This window comes from Bradyrhizobium nitroreducens, from assembly GCF_002776695.1.
In the GTDB taxonomy this organism is placed as follows: domain Bacteria; phylum Pseudomonadota; class Alphaproteobacteria; order Rhizobiales; family Xanthobacteraceae; genus Bradyrhizobium; species Bradyrhizobium nitroreducens.
This window is the reverse complement of the sequence record NZ_LFJC01000003.1, coordinates 6947436-6969949: the sequence shown is the minus strand read 5'-3', so window position 1 is coordinate 6969949 and position 22514 is coordinate 6947436. Positions and strand designations below refer to the sequence as shown.

Annotated in this window: 18 protein-coding genes; 4 read left to right on the top strand and 14 right to left on the bottom strand. The window is 57.2% G+C overall.

The features are described 5' to 3' along the window. Positions 1 to 2: 2 nt before the first annotated feature. From asnB to TSA1_RS33065, 12 genes are all read right to left on the bottom strand, one after another. On the bottom strand, positions 3 to 1874 hold the full coding sequence (gene asnB, locus TSA1_RS33120; protein ID WP_100179988.1) for an asparagine synthase (glutamine-hydrolyzing): 1872 nt from the start codon (positions 1872 to 1874) through the stop codon (positions 3 to 5). Positions 1875 to 1878: 4 nt separating this feature from the next. Then, positions 1879 to 3009: a glycosyltransferase family 4 protein gene (locus tag TSA1_RS33115; protein WP_100179987.1), complete on the bottom strand. Its 1131-nt coding sequence runs from the start codon at positions 3007 to 3009 to the stop codon at positions 1879 to 1881. Positions 3010 to 3110: 101 nt separating this feature from the next. After that, positions 3111 to 4301 carry a glycosyltransferase gene (locus TSA1_RS33110; protein ID WP_245448468.1) on the bottom strand — a complete coding sequence of 397 codons (1191 nt, stop codon included), beginning with the start codon at positions 4299 to 4301 and terminating at the stop codon, positions 3111 to 3113. A 106-nt stretch (positions 4302 to 4407) separates the two neighbouring features. Next, positions 4408 to 5139 (bottom strand): class I SAM-dependent methyltransferase, encoded by a 732-nt coding sequence (locus TSA1_RS33105; protein ID WP_142249486.1) that lies wholly within the window; start codon positions 5137 to 5139, stop codon positions 4408 to 4410. Positions 5140 to 5147: 8 nt separating this feature from the next. Further along, positions 5148 to 6830, bottom strand: a complete 1683-nt coding sequence (locus tag TSA1_RS33100) for a hypothetical protein (protein WP_142249487.1) — start codon at positions 6828 to 6830, stop codon at positions 5148 to 5150. Further along, the gene (locus tag TSA1_RS33095) at positions 6827 to 7525 is read right to left on the bottom strand and encodes an acylneuraminate cytidylyltransferase family protein (RefSeq protein WP_100179983.1); all 699 of its coding nucleotides are present in this window, start codon (positions 7523 to 7525) and stop codon (positions 6827 to 6829) included. The genes TSA1_RS33100 and TSA1_RS33095 overlap by 4 nt, the downstream gene beginning before the upstream one ends. Positions 7526 to 7562: 37 nt before the next feature. Next, complete coding sequence (gene neuC / locus TSA1_RS33090; protein ID WP_100179982.1) at positions 7563 to 8720, bottom strand: UDP-N-acetylglucosamine 2-epimerase; 1158 nt, start codon at positions 8718 to 8720, stop codon at positions 7563 to 7565. After that, positions 8717 to 9721: an N-acetylneuraminate synthase family protein gene (locus TSA1_RS33085; protein WP_245448467.1), complete on the bottom strand. Its 1005-nt coding sequence runs from the start codon at positions 9719 to 9721 to the stop codon at positions 8717 to 8719. Before TSA1_RS33085 ends, neuC begins: the two co-directional genes overlap by 4 nt. A gap of 166 nt (positions 9722 to 9887) precedes the next feature. Further along, complete coding sequence (locus TSA1_RS33080) at positions 9888 to 10688, bottom strand: hypothetical protein (RefSeq protein WP_142249488.1); 801 nt, start codon at positions 10686 to 10688, stop codon at positions 9888 to 9890. A 12-nt stretch (positions 10689 to 10700) separates the two neighbouring features. Further along, positions 10701 to 12182 (bottom strand): lipopolysaccharide biosynthesis protein, encoded by a 1482-nt coding sequence (locus TSA1_RS33075; protein WP_142249489.1) that lies wholly within the window; start codon positions 12180 to 12182, stop codon positions 10701 to 10703. Beyond that, a complete protein-coding gene (locus TSA1_RS33070; RefSeq protein ID WP_100179978.1) occupies positions 12179 to 12973 on the bottom strand; it encodes a TylF/MycF/NovP-related O-methyltransferase in 795 nt (264 codons plus the stop codon). Before TSA1_RS33070 ends, TSA1_RS33075 begins: the two co-directional genes overlap by 4 nt. A gap of 21 nt (positions 12974 to 12994) precedes the next feature. After that, a complete protein-coding gene (locus tag TSA1_RS33065; protein WP_100179977.1) occupies positions 12995 to 13999 on the bottom strand; it encodes an STELLO glycosyltransferase family protein in 1005 nt (334 codons plus the stop codon). A 157-nt stretch (positions 14000 to 14156) separates the two neighbouring features. Between TSA1_RS33065 and TSA1_RS33060 the strand changes: the two genes are divergently transcribed. Further along, complete coding sequence (locus tag TSA1_RS33060; RefSeq protein WP_142249490.1) at positions 14157 to 15371, top strand: glycosyltransferase; 1215 nt, start codon at positions 14157 to 14159, stop codon at positions 15369 to 15371. 9 nt (positions 15372 to 15380) lie between these two features. Here TSA1_RS33060 and TSA1_RS33055 read toward each other — a convergent pair whose 3' ends face one another. Next, positions 15381 to 16397 carry a GDP-L-fucose synthase family protein gene (locus TSA1_RS33055; protein WP_100179975.1) on the bottom strand — a complete coding sequence of 339 codons (1017 nt, stop codon included), beginning with the start codon at positions 16395 to 16397 and terminating at the stop codon, positions 15381 to 15383. A gap of 246 nt (positions 16398 to 16643) precedes the next feature. Next, positions 16644 to 18974 carry an FG-GAP-like repeat-containing protein gene (locus TSA1_RS40170; protein ID WP_142249491.1) on the bottom strand — a complete coding sequence of 777 codons (2331 nt, stop codon included), beginning with the start codon at positions 18972 to 18974 and terminating at the stop codon, positions 16644 to 16646. A 291-nt stretch (positions 18975 to 19265) separates the two neighbouring features. Here TSA1_RS40170 and TSA1_RS33045 point away from each other — a divergent pair, with 291 nt between their 5' ends. The 3 genes from TSA1_RS33045 to TSA1_RS33035 all read left to right on the top strand — a co-directional run bounded on the left by TSA1_RS33045 (position 19266) and on the right by TSA1_RS33035 (position 22456). Then, entirely contained in the window at positions 19266 to 19478 is a 213-nt protein-coding gene (locus tag TSA1_RS33045) for a type 2 periplasmic-binding domain-containing protein (RefSeq protein ID WP_347338560.1), read from the top strand. Between the two features lie 120 nt (positions 19479 to 19598). Then, positions 19599 to 20792 (top strand): CaiB/BaiF CoA transferase family protein, encoded by a 1194-nt coding sequence (locus TSA1_RS33040; protein ID WP_100179973.1) that lies wholly within the window; start codon positions 19599 to 19601, stop codon positions 20790 to 20792. 1178 nt (positions 20793 to 21970) lie between these two features. Further along, a complete protein-coding gene (locus TSA1_RS33035; protein WP_100179972.1) occupies positions 21971 to 22456 on the top strand; it encodes a hypothetical protein in 486 nt (161 codons plus the stop codon). Positions 22457 to 22514: the final 58 nt, after the last annotated feature.

The following is a 22514-nucleotide window of genomic DNA, read 5'->3' as shown; positions in this document are numbered from 1 at the left end:
CCTTACCCGCTAAATTCGACATCGAGAAGTCGCGGCCTGCGCAGCCATTTCAAGTAAACGTAGCAAGACCAAAGCAGAGCGGACAAATCTTCAGTTCCAGCCTGATGGCGGTCGGCGAAATGTCTTATTGCGGCTGGATTCAAGGCACTTTGAACCGCTGAAAGTTCCAAGAGCTCGTCCCGCATTCGCCCATCCTTCATCCACTTGCGAATTGGCAACAAGAAGCCCTGCTTTCGGCGCCCGACGATTTCAGGAGGAAGCAGGTCCCGGAACGCTTCCCGGAGCAGATGCTTACGTCGACCATTGGCGATCAGATAGCTTGCGGGCAGATTTAAGACGAATTCGACAAGCCCAGAATCTAGATACGGAAGGCGGACCTCTAGACTGTGCTGCATACTCGCCAGATCAACCTTCTTGAGCATATCAGCGGGCAGGTTGAATTCGATGTCCGTCACCAAGAGATCGCGCAGAGAACGTATACGACGGCTACGGATTGGCAGCTTGTCACCGGAGCGCTCCGGCACTCCCAGTGCTTCGAGTTGCGCGGAATTCGCATAGGAGCGCCATGCAAGGTACTCTTCCGTGGCGGAGCAGCGAAGGTGCTTGTGAAACAAGGCAGCTCCGCGGAGCAGTGGATTTCCGATTGCAACAGGATTGCTGACCGTGGGAATGCGCGTGAGCACCGCCTTAAGCCAAAATGGCATGCGAGCACTCCACTGCATCGCCGAGTATGTCCCGTAGCCAGCAAAGATTTCGTCTGCGCCGTCGCCTCCGAGAACCACCTTCTCCCGAACGTGCGAGCAGACGAACGCGGTCGGAATCAACGACGCGTCTCCATACGGTTCACCAAGAAGAGCAAGGGTCTGGTCCGTAAAGTGGGCAAGTGCGTCCTCTGTTACGTTAATAATCTGGTGGTCGAGATTCGGATAGCGATCCGCGACCAAACGCGCATAGCCGCTTTCGTCGAATTCAGGATCGTTCGGGAACGCGACTGAATAAGCCGTCACATTATGCGCACCAGTCTGGCTCGCAAGACTCGCTATAACTGACGAATCAAGACCGCCACTCAAGAAAACCGAGACCGGAACATCGGAGGCAAGGATCCGATCTTCAACCGCTTTTGTCAGGCGTTTTCTCAACTGGAGCTTTGCGCTCTCGAAAGATGGAGATGATTTTGACCGCAAGCGCGTCAGGCGGACCGGAAGATCGTAGTAGCGACTTTTCCTGCTCTCCCAACGGTCGACATCGAGTTCGAGCCAGCAGCCGGGCTCGAGCTGATGGGCACCCGCGAACGGCGCCGCCGGCGCAGGAAGATACGAAAAGCGAAAGTACAGCGGCAATGCGGAACTGTCGACCTGCAGACGTTGGGGACCTGCAAGCGCTTCGACCGCGCGAAACTCCGATCCGAAAGCAAAGAGTGAATCATCATGGAAATACTGAAGCGGCTTCTCGCCAAACTTGTCGCGCGCCAGGACTAGCTTCCGCAATTGCGAATCCCAGATGGCGAATGCGAACATTCCCTCGAGGCGCTCCAGGCAGGAGATGCCGTCAAGCGCGAAGGCCTTGAGCAGGACTTCGGTGTCGGAATTAGTCGAGAATGATACGCCCCGCTCCCGAAGTGCGTCTCTCACTTCCCGATAGTTGTAGATCTCCCCATTATAGATTATGGACATCGCACCACTTCGCATCGGCTGATTGGAGCGCGGATCAAGATCGATGATGCTCAACCTGCGGTGTCCGAGAAACACTCCGTCATGAAGTTCGATCCCCTCGGCATCTGGGCCGCGATGGGTCAACCAATGGAGCGCCCCGCGGGCCGCCGCCTCACCTACCCCAGTTCCGTCCCGCCATATCCCGCCGAGCAGACCGCACATCGCATCAACTCTCCAACAGCTCACGATAAAGCGAATGATACCGGTCGCGATTCGCGGCAATTGAATATTTATTTTGAGCGCGCTGCCTTGCCTTCTCTCCCATGATGGAGCGAAGATCCCGATCGCTGATCAACATTGCTAATTTGGCTGCCATCAAGTCGGTGTCCCTCGGAACTACGAAGCCTGTCTCACTGTCCCGATGGCATTCGCTCACGCCGGGGGCATCCACAACGACGCTCGGCAACCCCAATGCCATTGCCTCAAGGACCGAGTTACTCATTCCCTCCATTCGAGACGCATGCACGAAGATGTCACTGTCGACCATACGACAGACGATATCCTTAACGTGACCAATCAGATGTACTTTGCTCGCTACTCCACGTTGCTGAGCGCATTCCATCAGATTGCGGCGCTCCGGCCCTTCACCCGCAATGACAAACTCAAGATTTGGCCAGCGTTGAAGCAGCTGTACGAAAACATCGAGTAGAAATGCGTGCTCCTTGTCCTTAATCAGCCTGGCAGATGAAATAAGTCTCAGTGAATCGTCCGAACGCCGCTCTCCGCATCCCTTGGCAATTTCACGTAACTGCTCCAAATCGATGCCATTCTCGAGAGCCACAACTTTGCGCTTCCCGGCAAGAGGCCTCAGCGACTCTGCGGATGCAATGGATACGCCTGCGATGATTTCATACGGCCAGTACAAGATCTTGAAAATAGGATGCGATCCTGCGCGCGACTTCGTTCCACGATGGATGTAAACGAAACGGACATGACGCAGAAGGCAAGCTGCCAACCAGCAAGCCACAGCAGCCTGCAAGCCGTGAACCACACAGATGCGGTGATCTCTCGAACCTATCATAATCAGCATCCGCAACTGCAATATCGGCGCGAGCAGAGCAAGAAGCGCAAGCTCCGTAGCCAGGCTAGGGAAAGCCGATGCACGAAATCCGAGCACCGTCCTCAGCTTCAATCCATTGATGCGCGCGAAATATTCCGCGCAGCTCGGATTGTCATAGAGCGAATAGAAGGTATTTTCGTAAACCGAGCCGGCTTCGGCAGCGAAGAGCTGCGCGAGCTGCCGTTCGCCGCCGCTCACGCCGTAAGTCCGCAATACGTGCGCTACTGAGGTTGTCATGTGCGTAACGGCATCCTTGTAATAGTTCAGAGATTGGAACGGCCACTCGCCGCATAATCACGAACCGGCGATTTCGGCGGTATCCGATGAAAGATCCACGGTTAGCCTTTTCCAACGTCGGAGAGGTCAGGCCGAGCCCGTGCCGCTAATTCTCGAAAAAGCTCGACATAGCGTTCCCCACTTTTCAGCAAATCAAAATTACGCCGAGCGAAGGCGGCGGCATTCGCGCCCATCTTGCCGTCCCCGACTCGATTGAGAATGTAGGCGATGCCCCGCGCAAGCTCCTCGCTAGCACCTATTGGGGCGAGATATCCATGGCTCTGGTGTTCAACCGCATCCGGAATTCCGCCGGCAGCAAATCCCACCACCGGCGTTCCGCACGCAAGGGCTTCCAGCACGACGTTCGGCAGATTATCCTCAAGTGATGGCGCGACAAGGGCGTCAGCGGCTGAGTAGACGTTCGCCAGGGAGACGTGATCGTCGATTGGCCCTAAATGACGCACCGGAAATCGCGAGATCTGCGCCGATCGGTTCGCCTCATCACTACCAAATGTGACAAGCGTCAATTGAAGATCACTCGTTGCAGCAAGCCTTTCCAGCGCGGCGCGAAGCTGAGCATACCCCTTTCGAGGGTCCGTCGTTGCTCCAAGCGCGCCGAACGCAAGGAGATCCCCTTCGATCGGCAAATTGAGCTGAGCTCGCGCCGTCGATCGGTCACGAGGGTAGAATACGTTAAGGTCCACGCCGGTCGGAATGTGCTCAACGCGCAGCTTTCCGAACAGGTGCGAGCGCCGCGCCAGATCGGCGATCCAGCGGCTCGGCGCAACTACGGTCAGATCTAGGTTGCGAAATCCGACCTCACGCGAGAGGATTCCCGATCGAGAAATATCATTGTCGGACCTGCTGCCAAGTTGCGGGCAGCATCCACATGCCCGCTCGAACCCCACGCAGCTACCTGGATAGTGACACCCACCGCTGAATGGCCATGCATCCGACAGCCTCCAGACCATCGGCTTCCTAATCGCCTGAAGCTGACGCGCTCTTAGGAACCCACCGGCAATCCAATGAAGGCACACCACGTCGGCCCGCGACAACAGCTCCGAATCCAAGCGACCATAGCTGAATCGCATCAGCGAAAACGGTGCACCGCTTCGATCTCGATATCGCCGAAGACCGCTCGCATTGAGATAGGCCACGACATCGCTGACGAAATCCCCGACTCCCAGCAAGTGCGCCGGTACGACGGAGGGATCATCGAGATGCTTACGTCCACAATGGAAGATTGACTCCATTCCAGCACGCAGAAGACTGTTGTGAAGGCGATACGCAGCCTTATTCGCTCCGCCCTCACTGTCAGATTGGGCCAGATGAACGACGCAGAGTCGATCGGGCGCCATGTCAGGCGCGTGCGACTGCGATGAGAGATTGTGCCCTTCGGAGCCGAGTCGCAATCCTCGAAGTAAAATAACGCAAGTAGGAAACGGCGCTCGGCCTGCCGGCTTCAAATGTCCGCGTCTCGGTCTTGACGACTTGGAACCGATGCGCAACCAGAGCGGCGGAGAGGCTGGATGCAGACCAGCTCCTCACGTGCTGCCAACGATGGAAGATCGTGTTCGAAGCCGGACAATACACCATGTTGTCCTCGAGATTCTCCTCGTTCGGCGTTGTGACAAACAAGATGCCGCCCTTCTTTAGAAGGGCATGCACCTGATCGAGGCTCTTGGCAAGCCAGTGATCATCCAAATGCTCAACCACTTCTATCAGAAAGACTGCGTCGAACTTTGTACCTTCCGCCAGGAGTTCATCGATCGTCAAAAATCCCAAGAAATTCTTCCGGCCGCTGAGTGAAACAGCTGATCCCATGGTGTCGCGGCTGATATCGGCTCCTTGCACCACAAATCCAGCATCAAGCAAATGCGGCAGCAGGTGACCCGGACCGCAGCCATAGTCGAGCACAGTTGCCCCATCGGGAAGCTGACGCTTCGCATATGCGACAAGACTCTTGCCCTTCTGATGGCTAAAGTAGTTCTCGCTAAACTGCGAATGAAACGCCCAGAAGCGAGACAGTGTCGTCTCATCCCAGACCAGCATTTTCGGTGGAGGTAGAGAGACCATATCCTGAATACTCACTCGTGGAGTTAATCTTGACCGATCCGAGAAGCCAAATAATCTATCTCTTCGGAGTTCTCGGCCCAGCGCGCGAATTCATCAAGATCGCCATTGCGTCCGATATCTGCATCGCTTGCGACGACCGGCACCAGATTCTGAAACAGGGGGTCAAGGACATTTGGTCCAATCTCCGTTTTGAAGCTTTTATAGACCCAGGGACGCCTGACGAACAGCGCATGAGCGTGGACTCGCGCAAGGTGCACTTTCGCGGGGGTGAGCCGCGGCACGTCTTCAAGCTCGCTGAGTGCGCCCAGATAGCTCTCGCGAGACGAATGTTCTTCGGTGAAGCCGAAGCCTGAATAGCGCCCTGTTCCTGCAGTTATCACCGGTACACCGAAACACGGCAGCTCGTACCCAATACTGCCCCGGACTGTAATCCCGACGCTAGCCATTCGGAATAACGAAAGTGTGCTGTAACGCGTGTCAGCCAAAATCAACTTCACATGGGGCGGTAAGTCGCCAACGCTCTCGCGGATAATACTTAACTCGCCATATTCGCCCGAAACTCCGGAGAGTCTACGCTTCCAAATATTCGCAGGATGCAGCTTTATAATCCAGTTGACCCGCGGATTGGCGGCGGCAGCTTTTACGGTCTGGGCAAACCAGTCGCCATAGTTCTCGAATAGGTCTTTTCCATAGAACAGATTCGCGTCCCAAAGCACATGCGAGAACAGCACCGCTACGGGCTTCTGATCAAGCCCCAGTTCCTGCCGGATTTCGGCATCCGCGACATCAACCGTCCCCGGCTGATTGCGCGCTTGCACTTTCCAGACGCCTCCGTAACGCTTCCTGAACTCGTCATCAAGTTCTGATTCCTGTTGGCCCCCCCAAGGCTCCCTCAGAAGCCACTCAAGAGTCTCGGGCGTAATCGAGTTAGGATGGATACGACGCGTTTCCTTAGTGAGCTTCTTATGCACGAGCGCATCTTCGCGTGAAGGCTGGGTGAAGTGAACTGTCGGAATACCCTTCTTGATCGCGACGTCGACGAACGGCCCCAGCGTATGATAGTTTGGTTCATTGACGAGGATCAGCGAAGGCTCGAGCTCGGCCAGACATCTTTCAGCGGCGTGCACGAATCCAACGGATTGCTTAAGCTTCTCGATTATTGCTTCGCGAATTTCAGGCTTTCGCGGATCCGGCGCTCCATCGAACCCCCCTCGCGATACAGACGATAGCAACTGCGGTCCGATCCATGCGTCTCTGTACCGCCACTCCATGACCGATTGGAAATCCATCGACATGTTGCTGCGCCGCTGGGCCTCGGCGATCGCCGCCGCCCTCGCGTCCTTGACGTTGACCAACTTCTCGAAGGGAAGAAGATCAACGATACCATACGCCTGATAGAGGCGCTTGGCGTGAGTATAGATGCTGGATGTCAGAACCTTGATGCGCCAGCCCCTTCGTCGAAAAGCCAGGGCCTGCATGCATTCCAATTTTGCCGTGTAGGTGTTGTTGGTCATGCTCAAGACCAACACCGTCGGTGCGCCGGGCCGAGGCGCCGGCAGCTCGCGCGCGAAGGCCATTTCGGCAAACGTACGTTCGGCCTCATCTCGGAGTCGCCGATATTCGCTGGCATTCGCCATCCGCTCTCTAAGATCGGCAAGCCCGCCGGCAAACGGACTACGGCGCAGATATCGCACGATTGCGTTCATCGGACGTAGCCAGTCCGTAGCAGATGATCGGCGAGCCTAAGCTCTTCCGGCGTATCGATATCGAGGGACGACAACTCGTCCATTTCGTACCCGACGATAGAATCCCCATAGAGCAGGCCGGCGTCGAGAACTGAACTGCGGACAATCAGCACAGCCGGACCATTTCGGGCGAATAGAAGTTCCTTTTCTTGCCGCGTGGTCCTTCCGATGCCTCCCCCGAAATATGGTGATAGAAACCCATCCTTCTCCCGCATCTGTCCTTCGGGAACGAAGCGATGCGGTACACGCACCACGCTCACCAGCGACTGAGCCTGGTTTTCGCGGAACTTTGCGATACTCTCACGCACGTGGTGCGCACGGCGAAACGGTGATGTCGGCTGCAACAGCACGATCGCCTCGATCGTCTCGCCCGCCCGAGTCAACTCGGCAAGACAATGCTGCATGACCCCCAACATTGAGGCAGCGTCTCCAGCCAGGTCCAGAGGTCTGAGAAATGGCACTTCGAGACCCAGCGCCCGGCCGGTCTCGGCGATGTCCTGGTCATCCGTTGATAGTACCGCGCGATCGACGACGCCAGAATGCAACGCGGCCTCGGCAGTCCAATCCAGCAAAGAACGTCCGCCGCATAGCGCAAGGTTCTTACGGGGAATGCCTTTCGAACCACCTCGCGCAGGTATGAGGGCCACGAGGGTCATTTGGCATCAGCCTCGTCTTGGCCGAGGCGTCTCAGGCTCAATATGTGATGCATTTTTGGACTGCGACCCTCTCGGCGGCAAGGACGTTAGCAATCTTGGGACCAGCTGTACCGTCGCCATAGATCGGATTCATCGCGTAGCGGCCGTGCTCGACTTGCTTTGCAATGGCTCTTGAGATTTCCCGCTTGTCATAGCTTACTTCGATTACGTTATCACCGCGATCGCGCATGTTCTGCCGGGAACCGATATTCACGACGGGCGTGCCGATGTACGCCCCCTCTCGAATCCCGCTGCTCGAATTTCCGACGAGGCATGCCGTCGAGTGCATGAGATTAACGTAGACATCGATGGGCAGGTTCTTGAAAAAGTGCATGCGATCGTCAAGCTTCCGCTCGCGCCACTTCCGGATACCGCGCGAGATATCGTCAGAGCCCGCATCGGCATTCGGCCACAATACAACCGCCGCCAAGCCTTGGTCACGCACTGCTTCCAACGTCATCGTGATTTGCGCCTCACCATCACCATACTCGGTCGTAACCGGATGCTGGGAAATGAGCGCAAACGGCTCGTCGATCGAGAAGCGCTGACCAACACCATCATCGAAAAGACGGTCGAAGATATTTGCGATCGGATTTTTCAGAATTTCGGCAACTAAATCGATGCGCGGACAGCCGACCATGTGCACATGTTCCGGCCGCTCACCAAGTTTGATGATGCGCTCCCGCGCTCCCTCACTTGCGGGGAAGTGAATGTGCGCAAACTTCGTCACCGCATGACGAATGCTTTCGTCGATGGTGCCGCTCACCTCGCCGCCCATGGTGTGGGCCACAGGTATATTCATGTACGCGGCTGCCAGCGTGGTCGCCATGGTTTCGAAGCGATCTCCGACTGTCAACACCACCTCCGGCGCCAGCTGCTCGAAGAGGGTCGGCAGTTCCAGCAGGCCGAGGCCTGTGGACTTAGCCATAGTCGACGGCGTCTCTCCCTCGATCAGCATCGTTACGCGAGCATGCGGGATAAAGCCGTCCTTTTCGATCAAGTTGACAACAGAGCCGTAGCGGTCGAGCACGGCCGACGCAGCTACGATCAATTGAAGTTCGAGGGCTGGATGCTGCTGTATGGCACGCATAGCCGATTTGATGGAACTGTAATTCGCGCGGGAGCCGACTACTACGCAGATCTTCTTCTTGCTCACGCAAAGTCCTCCTCTTCGAACTTGTGATCCTGCGGGAGGGAGCGCACCAAGCGTCGGCCTATAAACTCCCGGTACCGGGCGGCGGGAATACCGTCTCCTGGCTTTTTGAACGCGAGGTGTTGCTGCTGAATTTCTGTCCCTTCGGCGAGGTCCGCGGCAGCGACAATGCTCTTCTCGAAGATCCGCTTCATCTCCAGCACAGAAGAAAGGTCATCCTTCTCCACCGGAGCTGCGATCATGCGTCCCGCGAATTTCAGTTCATCGCAAAGAAGCCGGAACTGGTCTGGATCCATGCTGTGCTTTGCATCACTTCCATACATCAGCTTCGAAAAGGTGAAGTGCTTCTCAACCACGGTGGCTCCCAGCGCAACGGCTGCGATCGCAGCAGCAAAGCCTAGCGTATGGTCCGAGAATCCGACAGGAACATCATAGCGTTCACGCATCTTCAGCATGACGTTAAGGCCGACTTGCTCTGGAGGACATGGGTAGACCGAAGTGCACTGGAGCAAGGTCACGGCGCAGGACGAACGAAGTGCCGCAACAGCGGCGTCCAGTTCGCACCAGTTGCTCATGCCGGATGAGAGCAACACAGGCTTCTTCGTCCGAGCAATATACTCCATCAAGGGCAAATTGCTCACTTCACCAGAAGGAATTTTGTAAGCACTAACGCCGATACGCTCCAGCATATCGACCGCTTCAAGCGAAAACGGAGATGAAAGGAAATCGACCTTACATTTCTTGGCTAGTTCCGCCAGACGTCCCCATTGATCAACCGAGAAGCCGGTTCGCCTGAAATACTCCGCACGCGGCTCGGCTGAAAAATACGACGGTGAAGGCGCATCCAACAACGTCTCGGCTTCTGCGATGTGGGTCTGAAACTTAACCGCGTCCGCGCCGCAATCGGCTGCCACTTCTAGCAGACGACACGCATTTCCGAACGAACCGTCGTGAACGGATCCGATCTCCGCGATTACATAAGGCATTTGACGGCCGGCAGTCATGGCGCAAGCTTTCGAAACAAAAGATGAACAGAGAAGAGTCTCGACATACTGGACTATTGCATCACAATCAAGCGAAGCTAGGCATTAGACCGCATTCAGCTGCGCATCTATAGAGATCCGGAGACGGTTCCCCTCGGTTCCTAGCCTTATGTGGCAGCTGGCATGCTTAGCGTCCCAAAAGCCTGTAAGACAAGCCATAAAGCTTCGTGGTTGCGCGGTAGGCTCCTAGTGACCAAAGGGCCCTGACAACCCTCGGCTGATGGAGACCAAACTCTTTCCGGAGAGCACCACGAATGCGCTCCCGACGCTTTGAATCGAGCACTAGAACTCCGAGCGAGGACATCTCCAACGACCGGGCAGCACCTTCGCGGATCGCCACTTCGATCTCACGCTTACGCAGCTCGCGCCAGCGAGGCCCAGGCTCAGCAAGCGCTGTTTCGTAGAAAACCTCCGTGCCGAACTGCTCAAAGAACGCTCGCTCTCCGCTCCCAACCGTCAGATTGTGAATGGCCATCAGGCGAACATTTTCGGCCAGACCGGCAGCCATCATGGAAATAGCCGGCCACCCCTTCGGACCATCGACTAGAAAACCGACCCGCGCGCCTCGCAGCCTATCCGCCCAACGACCGAACTCTTCGTAGGCACTCCCTTTGACAAGCTCAATTGGCAGATGCGCTAGACGCCGGCGACAAGCTGCGGCTCGTGCCGGATCCTGCTCCAAATCTATCGAGACAAGCTTGCGGCCATTGCGCCTGGCCCAATCACCCAGAATTTCCGTCGAGTAGCCATCCTGCCGGCCGGATTCCACGACGACCGAAACGTCCTCAGTCATGCAACGAGCCAGGAAAAATGCCACCTCGCAGGGAAAAATCGCCCCCTCGACCCATCGATCGACATAACCTTCGAGCAGAAGCGCCGCTGCAGTCTCTGCTGCGGCTCGGAGAGCTCCCATATCGTATTTCGCCACGAGTTGCCCTCTTCAAATGTTCTGGATCGTTGCTTGAGATCGACTTTGCAGAACGCGAAACAGGTCGATAATGCGCTCTCGTTCGACGACGCCTGTGACCGCGCACAGCGCTATGCATAGAGCGATTCTTGTCGCAAGCGAGGGCGCCATGTACTCGTTGAAGAGCCAGCTTAGGATGATTACAGCGCCCCCGCAGACTACCCGACTATCGTCAAAGCCCCGAAATCGCTGAAAAGCAATCGACCTCCAGTAAATGTAACCCCGGAACAAAGCCGCTTCAGCGAGAAGGACGAGAATGACTCCCGCCAACCCAAGGCTGCAGCCGACCCCAGCCACCTTACCAACGACAAACGGCAGCGTGGCGAGGCAACAAATCGAAATCAGCGAACTCGCGTTGGTGAGGTTTCTCGCCTCGTTGTTTGCATAGAGGGTCGCATTTTGCACTCTGCCTGAAATGTGAAGCAGCAGAAGCAACGCAAACCAGGGCACGAGCTCCGCAGCGGGAGTCAACCGGTCATGCGTCAGTATGGAGACGAAGTCCTTACCGAAGCAGGAGAACGCCACGCCGAATAGAGCAATCAGGATATGAATTGGTATCCACACACGCTTGGTTAGTGTGAAAAGCCCCCGCCCATCCCGCGCCTCAGCCAGCGAGGCGGACCAGACATTAACCGCAACCGCATTGGTGCCAGCGAGCAACGTCCCATAGTAGAGCCGGGCATGGCCAAGATATCCGACAGCAGAAATGCTGAGATTTGCCGCCACCACCGAATTCTCCCCGATGCTGCGGAATCCCCCCGTGAAGCCCGCGACAAGCGATGTGAGAGTGTGGGCTCGAAGGACCGATAACCATCGACGGCTAGGTACGTGCCATGGTTCAGCACCCAGCGCCGCCACGGCTACCAAAACAGAGCACGCTTGCCCGACAACTGCCCCCACGAATAGTGATGAAACACCTAAGTGCAGACCAAAGAGCGAGATCAAAGTGCCGGCAAAAGATCCAACTGCCTGCAGAGCGATCTGAGCTGCAACCGCATTCCCCCGGCCAGCAACGGCAAAAACATTGGTCGAGAGAGACGTCACAGATTTCAGCGGAATGAGGAGAGCTGTCAGCACAAGAGTCGCGCGTGAAGTCTCTTCCGCGACCGATATCATCTCTTGCAGGGACGGCCAAGCAGCCACGAGCAGGATGGCCAGCCCCGAGCTGGTCAGGAGCGAGACCAAAAAGAAACTCGATAGCATCCGCCGGCGTTCAGTCGTCGAAGCAACGGAATAGTTTGCCGGAAGTGCAAGGGAGCCACCTGCATCGCCAAACGCGCTAGCCAGCGCGGCCCACGACATCATCAAGGCAAAATAGCCGAAGTCGGCTGCGGTCAATACAAGCGTTGTTAAAGGCAAAATGGCGACAGACATGAGGGCTTGGAAAACTGTCGCGCTTACAAAGAGCAGAACGCGCCCCGCAAAACGGCCGCGAAGCGCTATTAGCCAGCTCACGCGGGCGAACTCCCGCTGGCGTTGGCGGTGAGACCGACACAGACGAAGGACATCTGCATTCCCGTCTGCACGAAGGGTTCAAAACGAAAATGCGGATACGCTTCACAGAATTCACGCCAAGCTCGTCGCTCACCACGATCAGGGTCCGCCCAGAAACAGTTCCAATCGTCGAACACGATGATCGTACCAACCTGCAGGAAATCGATGATGAAGGAGAGGATGGGAACAGTGGATGCGTAGAGATCGCAATCGATATAGACGACGGCGGCCTTGGCCGGAAGGAGCTCGCGAGCAAGATCTGATGTCAGACTCACATCATAGAAACCTTTTACCGTGCGCAGTCGATCTGTCGGCATACCATGACGACGACATATTCGCTTGAAGTCCGCCTCAGCAGTTTTCAGCTTGCCCTGCTCCCAAGCGTCCTGGCGATCGATTTCCGATATAGCTGGCAATCCCTCGAAAGAATCGAAAGCCACATACCGCCAGTCAAACAGATGATGGAAACTGTCATATGCAAGCCTCATGGTGTTGGCGCCGAAGCTGCCAAATTCCATGTAGTAGCCTTTGATCGGCCGATTCACGTTCGCGAAGCGAGCTACGCAAAGAAACAGATACCTCCGCTCCCTGGCGACGTGACGCAAGTAAGTAAAGCGGACCCAGCGCGCGCGAGCTGAGAAAAGTGGCCCCTGGAGGACAGCAAAAATTCGCCGCGCGAGCCGCTTGGAGCCGCTCGGCAGCCCCTCATACGTCGGCAGCAAAGATGCACGTAAACGATCCTGCCAGTTCATAGCCTCACGTACCCTTGCATATCAGCTGACAATCCGATCTAAATCCGAGGTCCACGCATCAAGCAAAGGAAGCTCGGCAGCGCCGACCAGCTCGCATTCGACCAGGGCCTGATAACAGCGACGCACGTTCTCCCTGATGTGATCGGGCCCGCCGTTAATCGGCAGATCCTCGAGCATCAGTCGAATGCGATGATTATTCAGATAGCCCGGAATCTCGTCCTCGAAGTCCTTCATCAGATCGTGTTCATTGCGGTCCTGCCAGACAGTTGGCCCATGGAAGAGCACATGCCAACCGTTTGCCCACGCGATACGCTGAGCAATCAGGCTGCGCCAGATGTCTGTCACTCGGAAATTGCAATAGGACGGAAGATACATCAGCGGAAAGGCGCTTGGCCACCAGCTCGTGTTCTGGCTGTTGAACGGAACCCACGAGCCGGGTCCAAATGCCACGACCCGATCGGTCCTGAAGTTATGAGGCAAGGGAAGCACTAATCGATAAAGTGCATCGACATCGGGATCTCCGTCGGCAAGCCCCTGCTGAATGGGACAGTCTACCTCGGCACGCTCCAATTTCGCAAAATCGGGAACAGGTTTCAGAACGTGATCCAGAGGCAAACCGCGTGGCCAAATATTCCCATCGGAGAAATACCGATAGGCGTTGACCCAACCATGTCCCGACACTACCGGTGCGGTCAGCGTGCGGCTTCGGCTTTCGAAGAATTGCGGTCGCGCGAAATTGTCATCATCCGTCTCAATGACGACCTGCGCACCGTTCGCGATGGCCGCCAGATAGCCGATATTCTTGCGTGCGTAGTTTCTGACAGGCGCGAGATTTGCGTATGCAAAGCCAGAGTTTGCCTGATCAGCGATCCCGAGAAAGCGGCATCCATCAATCGAAAAGTTTGCCGGGGTTCTTGTATCCCCAACAACGAAGAAGTCAAAGCCAGACCGTAGAGCATCTGCCGCTATGCTCCTCATGACGTCGTTAGGAGGATTGATCGAAGTAATAATAATTGCTTGATTCATTCGTCCCGGACCGCCTATTTTGCCACTTCTTCGCTAGGAACATGGAGGCGCAGTTGATATTGGCCTCCTCGCAAACTATTCCGGCATTATCAAGCTAAAAATGGCCCTTGGACAAGGGATAACCGCATAAAGCCAGCCTTTGCTGAGGAGTTATAAGTTGCCGCGACGTAGGCGAATCGTTCTTTGCACCAAAGGTGTTCCGGATGAACGGGAGGGGGCTAGCCTCGTTATCATTCATAGCTTTTTGCAGGGCATCCGTGCTCAATCATTCGACATCCTCCACCTCATTCTGCTCGACGAAGGCGAGAAGGACCGGAAGGCTTTTGAGGCATATCGCAGAGCCGTGGCAGACGAGCATTTCGAAGTGATGGCAGAAAGCACCGGCCAACTTGTTATCCAGGGGGCGAGGAAGCACCGGATTGATTTCTCGCGGGCCGCAAAACTAATCGAGCGCGGTCGAGAATTTGCCGCAGACCTGTTTATCGCGTTTGACGTCCTGCCCGCATGGATTGGGTTGGAGATACCCGCCACACGAAAGCTCGCCTGGCTGGGTGACCTGAATTTCCAGACGACCTATTACCATGGTCTTTACAGCCTTCAGGAGCGCCCATGGCGAATTTTCAACTTCGCGAAATACTGGTTAGCAGCTCGAAACTGGAAACATGTCTATGCACATGTCTTGTCATGCTATGACGAGGTCATCGTCTCGGCGGCGTCGTCTGAGGACCAGCTAAGCAGGTTGGGGCTCAGGAATCATCAATATTGCCCCTACCCTTGGCCGGTGATCGATGCTCCGGCTTCGGGTCATGTAAAGCCGGCGATACCTACTTTTTTGTTCTTCGGTAATCTGGTGGGTCTTGGTTCGCGCTCAGCACTGCACTTCATGGTCTCGAAGGTATATGGCCCGCTGCTCCAGGTCTGGGGACCTCGCGGCTTCAAAATTCTACTGGCCGGACGGGGAAACTTGCCTGAGTGGTTTGCTGAAGCGATCAAAGACAAGCCAGAGTTTGTCCGCGTAGGTTTTGTCGAGAACCTTCCATCTACTTTGGCCGAATGTCACGCGGCACTGGTCCCCATCGACGTTCCAGTCGGCAACAGGACTCGCATCCTTTATGCACTAAGCCAGTCAACCCTCGTCATTGCCCATAAAAATGTTGCGCTCGGAAATGTGGCGCTTGTTGACGGTCAAACTTGCGGGCTGGCCGCTTCAGGTGGGGAGTTCGTCGCGCGCATGAAGCGAGCTGTTGACGATCCCCTTTGGGCGCGTCGCGTCGCGGAATCCGGTTGCCGAGTATACAAGCAATTTTTTAGCCCTGAGAACGCGACGGCGGAATTCATTAAGCGAATCAATAGGTTGTTTTCAGCCGCATAACTGGCCTAACTACCGCCCCTCCTTTTGATCAGCAACGTCACGGCCGCCATCGTCAGGGCTAAACCCGCGCGGAACATAGCCGGCCGCACGGCTGGTCAGAAACCACTGATAGGTGGACTCCAATCCTTCGCGTAGGGACATCTTCGATTGCCAGCCCAGGCTCGTAAGCCTGTCTGTACTCAGCAGGCGGCGAGGCGCCCCTTCAGGCTTTGATGTATCGAAACTAATGCGCCCAGTAAATCCGGCGACGGCAGCAACTAAGGTCGCAAGTTCTCGGATCGAAACGTCGAGACCGCTACCGATGTTGATAATATCCCCCGACGAATAATTCTTGAGAAGAAAAACCAGCGCGTCGGCGCACTCGTCGACGTAAACGAATTCACGACGCGCAGTTCCCCCACCCCAGACCACGACCTCATCCAGTCCACTGCTGACAGCATCGTGAAAACGGCGAATGAAGGCCGGAATGACATGAGAATTCTCATTGTCAAAGTAGTCACCCGGTCCGTAGAGATTCCCGGGAACCGCCGCTATGAAATCCAGGCCACCTTGCTGTCGATATGCGGCGCATTGCATCATGCCAGCGATCTTTGCGACGCCATACCACACATTGGTGGGCTCTAGAGGGCCAGTCATCAGGGCTTGTTCGCGAATAGGCTGCTCAGCCAAACGGGGATACACGCACGAAGAACTGACGAACAACAGCTTCTTGACGCCCCGAGCCGCGGCCGCCTGGATCACATTGTCTTGGATCGCGAGGTTGTCGGACAGAAAGCTCGCGGGATACCTGCTGTTCGCAAGCACTCCGCCCACTCGGGCCGCAGCCAGCACAACAACCTCCGGATGCATTTTGGCATACCACGCCTTGACTGCAGCTTGATCACCAAGATCCAGCTCTTCGCGCCCGACTGTTAGGATTTCGCAATCTTCGCTCGCGAGTCTGCGCACCAATGCCGAACCCAACATCCCGCGATGTCCAGCCACCCAGACGCGGCGTCCCCTTAGATCAAATGACGAATCTGGCATCGCAGCACTCACAATCAGCCCAATTTGGCGCATGAATATTCAGGACGCTTATAAACGTGCATCAAGCTCGGGGCAACCGTCGCTTTCCCCGCCTTCTTGCGGCGCCGAGATGGGAAATCGACTTTACTGGAGAGGCGTCCTATGGACCCCTAGCTCGATCGTCAGCTTTGTGCAGCCAAGACCGGTGCAACGCGCGTGCCAGAAAATTACGTCACGGTGCAGGCAGGCGGTCTGCAGTCGTGCGGCTCAGAGCAGCATAAAGTCGTGCAAGTGCGCCACAGGATTGAGACTCTCGTGGCCCTGCGATATCAGTGAGCCGCCTGCAGGACTGTCGGAGAAGCTACCGCTAGGGTCGATCGCTAGCGATTGATTGCTCAAGGCGGTTGGCTGAGAGGCAACAGATGACGCGGACGAGGCGGCCAATGAAGTTGCGGCCCCGGCAAGTTTACTCGAGATTTCGGTTGCAACACCTGTCACCAGGTTCTGCATCAAGATCATCGGGCCGTTAGTGCCATGTAGGTCCAGCAGCCCAGCGACCTTCCAATTTTGACCGGGGGTTCCGATGTCCTTCCAGTCAAATGCAAGCCCCTGATCATTCACAAACCACTCGACTAAGCGGCCACTCGTCTTATTCTGCCATAGCAGGTCCACCCGGCCATCGGCATTGAAATCAGCCGATGCAACAACATCCCAGCCCGCACCCATTGTTCCAAATCTTTGCCAGCCCACTGCGAAGCCGTTCTTGCAGAACCATTCGAGACCATCGCCGGTATTGGTGTTCTCCCAGAGAATATCCGTCGTTCCATCCTGATTAAGGTCGACGGTCGAAGCCACTTTCCAATCGGGAGTCATAACGCCGAACTTCATCCAAGACGTTGCGTATCCGTTTTGGAGAAACCACTCTATTCCTTCGCCCGTGGCCTTGTTTCGCCAGAGCATATCATCCGTTCGATCACCATTAAAATCGCCAGAGGATATGAGCTGCCAGTCCGAGCCCATGACGCCAAAGTCGAATGTCGCCGTGATTTGCCCGGCCGTAAGAAGGCTCTCGCGAGCCTGACCGGTCGTTTGGTTCTGCCAGAGAATATCGACGTTCCCGTCGTGGTTGTAGTCACCATGACCGATAACGACCCAACCCTGACCCGGTGTGGCAAACTGGCCCCAGCTGGTCACAGCACCGTTGGCGAGATAGGCGATTTTCCCGGCTCCTGTTGACGGCTGTAGCCAAAGGATGTCGTCGTGGCCATCGCCATTGAAATCTTGGTCGATAGTAGCTACCCAGCCAGCCCCTGTAGGCTGCAGATTATTCATCAACGTCGAGGTAGCCAGTGTACCATTTCCGAATTGGAAGTTCTCCACACCAGTAACGATGTCAGTCCCGTCCGGTGAGCCGGAACGCAGGTCAACGACCGTGAATGCCTGCGTCGTAGAGTTATAAGAAATGGCGTAGCTGGATTCGTCCCCCGAATACACTGCGGTGTCGGTGCCCGAACCGCCGATAATGGTGTCGTTGCCCGCCCCGCCCGTGATCTTATCGTTGCCGGCGCCGCCGTTCAGCACGTTGGCGATGGCATTGCCGAGGATGGTGTCGTTGCCGGATCCGCCGATGGCGTTGTCGATGTAGGAGCGTCCGTCGCCGTTGTAGAGATAGGCGTTGTAGACGTTGCCCGACGCGTAATGGCCATCGCCGAGATACGCCAGTTGCACGGACGAGAACACCGACGAAGCGCCGGGATTGAGGTTGATGCTCAGGTTCGTCGTGTAGTTCGACAGGTCGTAAGTATCGACGCCGCCGCCGTCCCAGACCGTCTCGTAGATGCGGTTGGCCGAGCCGCCGACGCCACCGCCCGGTGCGAGCTGGCCGACACCGTTGATGAACTCCTGGCCCGTGGTCGGATTCCAGGTGTAGACCGTGTTGGTGCTCTGGGTCGTGAAGTCCGCGCCGTACATCGTCTGGAGCGCGAGGATATCGTTGGCCATATAGGTCTGCGAATATCCGTACGCTTCGTTGGTGTAGCCGGACGTGGTCGAACCGCCGACATAGCTGCGATAGCTCATGACGGTGTATTCGCTGTCGTCATGCGCGCTCGGCACCGCGACGTTGGCGGGGCCACCGGTCTCCTGGCTGTGCTTGAGGCCGACGGCGTGGCCGAGCTCGTGCAGCGCAGTGGTGAAGTAGTAGTTGCCGAGCTTGGCCAGCGAGAAATTGTACTGGGTGCCGAACCAGATGTCGCCGCCGGGCGCGTAGTTGCCGGGATAGTAGGCGTAGGCGGTCGGGCTGGCCGCCGGCGACTGCGCGATCATGATGTCGGCGCCGTTCGTGCCCGCGTACTGGATGTCCGCGTTGGTGTAGCTGAGGATCAGGCCGATCGCGTAATTGATCGCCGCCTGGATCTGCGTGGGCACCGCTGCAAAGCCCGACGTGGTCGGCTCGCCGTTGCCGCCGCTATAGGGATTGGCGTAGTCGCTCGCTACGTCAGGAAAACTGTAAGTGATCGTGCCAGACCATTTGGCGCCCGACAGCAGGCCGTCGATCTCGGCGTTGTTGGTGGCACTGACATTAACAGCGGTAGCCAAGGGACTCTCCAGAGCAGAGCATCGCGCGTGATTCGCCGCGACGGCACATGATTCTAGCTTGAGAGTTGAACGTTTGGTTTAAATTGGGCAGCGGCGCCCGCACCCCTTCCATAAGGCCCTGTTAGCCATCAAATCCCGTAGTCATACGGGAGAAGAGCAACGGTCTCCGTTCCCACATGACCCGTGATTTGCAGGGGCTTCATGAAGCGATGTTTACTTCCGGCCGGCCTGTTGGGCGCCCTGATCGCGCTCGCCGGACTGCCGCGACAACCCTTCGGAGGACTGCCTGTCATGGTGGAAAAGGCCAAGGCGGACGACAGCGGCAAGGCGGTGCGCGCGCCCGCCATGCCGATGGCCCGCGACCCCGCCGTCGCGGTGGCGGAGGAATACGAGGCCGCCCTCGGGAAGGGAACGCGGGAAGCCCTCGAACTCTTCATTGCACGCCACGGCGATGATCCCCTGGCCGAAAAGGCCCGCGCCGAACTGAAGCGCCTGTCGCGCTGATCGGTCGGGCATCGGATCAGGCATGGCATTTCGGCAGGCGGGGCCGGCGCCCGCCCGGGCTTGTCGCATGACCTTTCGGCACTATGGTAGGCGCCGAAATCTGTCCCGGAGCCTCTCAAGATGCCCTTTCCGCATGCCTCGGAAGCCCTGTCGCGCTTCACCGTGCTCGATCTGACCCGTGTTCGCTCCGGGCCTACCTGCGTGCGCCAGCTGGCGGATTGGGGCGCCAATGTCGTCAAGATCGACGCGCTGACCGAGGATGCCGGCGGCGAGCAGCCGGGTGGGCCGCGGCGCGGTTCCGACTTCCAGAATTTGCACCGCAACAAGCGGGCCATGACGCTGAACCTGAAGGACGAGCGCGGGCTCGCCGTATTCAAGCGCCTCGCCGCCAAGGCCGACGTCGTGGTCGAGAATTTCCGGCCCGACGTGAAGAAGAAGCTCGGCATCGACTATGAGAGCCTCGCCGCGATCAACCCGCGCATCGTCTATGGCAGTATCTCCGGCTTTGGCCAGGACGGGCCCTATCACAAGCGGCCGGGCTTTGATCAGATCGCCCAGGGCATGGGCGGGCTGATGTCGATCACCGGCGCGCCGGGCGAAGGCCCGATGCGGGTCGGCATTCCCGTGGCCGACCTGACGGCCGGCCTGTTCTGCGCCATGGGCATCCTCACCGCGCTGCTCGAGCGCGAGGTCTCGGGCAAGGGCCAGTGGGTGCAGACCTCGCTGCTGCAGGCCCAGATCTTCATGCTCGACTTCCAGGCCGCGCGCTGGCTGATGGAGAAGGAAGTGGCCAAGCAGGCCGGCAACAACCATCCGACCAGCATCCCGACCGGCGTGTTCAAGACCTCGGACGGCTACATCAACATCGCCACGACCGGCGGTCGGATCTGGGAGCGCTGTGCGCAGGCGATCGGCGCACCGGAGCTCTATGCCCATCCCGACTACGCGACGGCCCCTGCCCGCTCCAAGAACCGCGACGCGCTCAACGCCGAGATCGCGAAGCGCACGGTGACAAAGTCGACCGAGACCTGGGTCCGCGAGCTCAACGAGGCCGGCGTGCCGTGCGGGCCGATCTACGCCATCGACCAGATGTTCGAGGACGCCCAGGTCAGGCATCTCGGCATCGCGCAGGATGTGCCGAACGACGAGGGCCGCCACATCCGCCTGGTCGGCCAGCCCGTGACGCTGTCGCGCACGCCGAGCAAGATGGTGGCGCGGCCGCCGGAATTCGGCGAGCAGACCGACGAGGTGCTCAAGGAGTTCGGCTTCGATGCCGGCGAGATCGCAAGCCTAAGAGAGACCCGAGTCATCTAAATTCGTTTCAAGCTACGCTTTCAAATGCATTTGTAAACGCGAGGGCCCGCTCTCTCTATGCTAAGACAAATGGTGTAAGCTTTTTGGACACAGCCTTGACCAGTTGAGGGCATTTCTCTGGTTGCTGGGCTTGGAGCTAACTAATTGATGGCGGCGAAAACCCGGAGTGACAGTCTTCTTTTCTAGCCAGAATCGGGAGGGTATCCCCGCTCCTCTGATAGTCCGCCGCTAGTCGCCACCCAGCGATGTCGTGGGCTATACCGCACGCGCCGCAACGCAGCTTCTCTTCGCCTAATAGGCGTTGCCCTCGCGCGAGAGTCGCTTTTGAGGCCGGCTTGAGACAGCTGGGACACACAAGCGGCAGACGCCTAGCTTTCAAATGGTCTATGAGGCTGAACAGACCTCCGAAAGCCCAGAAGCGAAAACGATCTACTCTCATCGTATGCTCGATTTGCGGGGGTCTACTGGCTAGAATTGGCTTCGGACAACCGAAGCACTCGGCGCAGATTGTACACCGGTAAGCACCCATGCGAAAGCCTGCCGCCAACCAAGGGGGCTTCCCGCTCCTTTAGATGCTCGGGAGCCAGACGCTAGACTAGCGAGAAGGTCGCGGAGTAGACCGACAATTGAGCTACGCGAACCGGTCGGAGCTGGAGCCCGCGGCCGCATCTAGCCCATTGCCTAGATGTCGAGGATGCGCAGTTCGTGCCGAAGCATGAGGGCCGCCGTACGCCAAGTCGGCCACCCGTGACGCTGTCACGCGCGGAGCAGGACGGTGGCACGGTTCCGAAACTCGGAGTTCGGCTGGACAAGTTCGCGCAGGCTCCAGGTCGTACCGCGACAATCGCGCCGGCGGCGCTTCATTTCTAAGGTGCTGCTGACACAGGACCAAAACTGCCAGCTTGGGCCCTTTGATCTGCGCGAGTTCACGGCGTGGAAGGACCGCGGATGCAACGGAGAGCATTTTAGCGCCGTTCGACTTGACGGCTCGATTTCTCGCTGCTCTTTAAGGCCGAGCATCAAGCGAGGACCGAGCTGAAGATGATCCAGAATTGGTTTTTGGCCCTCTTTACCGGCTCGATGGTTGTCGCCTGCCTATTCGGTGCTATTTGCCTCGACAGTATCTCCTTTAGGATAACGGAACAACGATCCCACTTCGCTTCTTCCAAGATGATCAGATGATTTTGAGCACACATGCGGTCGTCGGCGGCGCGGTGGCCAGCCTACTTCCATCTCACCCGGCAGCAGCGGCAATCGCCGGGTTCGCAAGCCATTTTGCCATCGATGCAATTCCGCATTGGGACTATCCACTTCGCTCAATAAGGCTGGGCAAAGGTGCTAACAATCGCCGCCTGTCCGTCAGCACGGCGACGCTGACGGATTTTGCAATGGTTGGCTTTGATGCGTGCGCTGGACTCGGCCTTGCGCTTTGGATGTTTGCAACGGAGGGGTCTTTTTGGGCGATTGCGATCGGCGCCTTCAGCGCCATGTTGCCAGACGCGTTGCAATTCGTTCACACCCTTTACCCGCATGGCTTACTTCATGCCCTCCAACGCTTTCATTGGTGGATACACTCTAAGCGTGCGTTGACGGGAGTATTTGGGGTGGGTTCTCAGCTCGCATTCGCCGGAATGATTGCTGTACTCGCGAGAAGTTTCCAGTGAACCCGGCAGCACTTTCAACCGCGTATTTCGATACGTCCGTTTTGTGGAAATCGATGCG

Coding starts and splice junctions, on each gene's coding strand:
- asnB (WP_100179988.1), bottom strand. CDS start 1,874: ATGTGCGGTCTGCTCGGCGGGATATGGCGGGACGGAACTGGGGTAGGT.
- TSA1_RS33115 (WP_100179987.1), bottom strand. CDS start 3,009: ATGACAACCTCAGTAGCGCACGTATTGCGGACTTACGGCGTGAGCGGC.
- TSA1_RS33110 (WP_245448468.1), bottom strand. CDS start 4,301: ATGGAGTCAATCTTCCATTGTGGACGTAAGCATCTCGATGATCCCTCC.
- TSA1_RS33100 (WP_142249487.1), bottom strand. CDS start 6,830: ATGAACGCAATCGTGCGATATCTGCGCCGTAGTCCGTTTGCCGGCGGG.
- TSA1_RS33095 (WP_100179983.1), bottom strand. CDS start 7,525: ATGACCCTCGTGGCCCTCATACCTGCGCGAGGTGGTTCGAAAGGCATT.
- TSA1_RS33085 (WP_245448467.1), bottom strand. CDS start 9,721: ATGACTGCCGGCCGTCAAATGCCTTATGTAATCGCGGAGATCGGATCC.
- TSA1_RS33070 (WP_100179978.1), bottom strand. CDS start 12,973: ATGAACTGGCAGGATCGTTTACGTGCATCTTTGCTGCCGACGTATGAG.
- TSA1_RS33065 (WP_100179977.1), bottom strand. CDS start 13,999: ATGAATCAAGCAATTATTATTACTTCGATCAATCCTCCTAACGACGTC.
- TSA1_RS33055 (WP_100179975.1), bottom strand. CDS start 16,397: ATGCCAGATTCGTCATTTGATCTAAGGGGACGCCGCGTCTGGGTGGCT.
- TSA1_RS33045 (WP_347338560.1), top strand. CDS start 19,266: ATGGTGGAAAAGGCCAAGGCGGACGACAGCGGCAAGGCGGTGCGCGCG.
- TSA1_RS33040 (WP_100179973.1), top strand. CDS start 19,599: ATGCCCTTTCCGCATGCCTCGGAAGCCCTGTCGCGCTTCACCGTGCTC.
- TSA1_RS33035 (WP_100179972.1), top strand. CDS start 21,971: ATGATTTTGAGCACACATGCGGTCGTCGGCGGCGCGGTGGCCAGCCTA.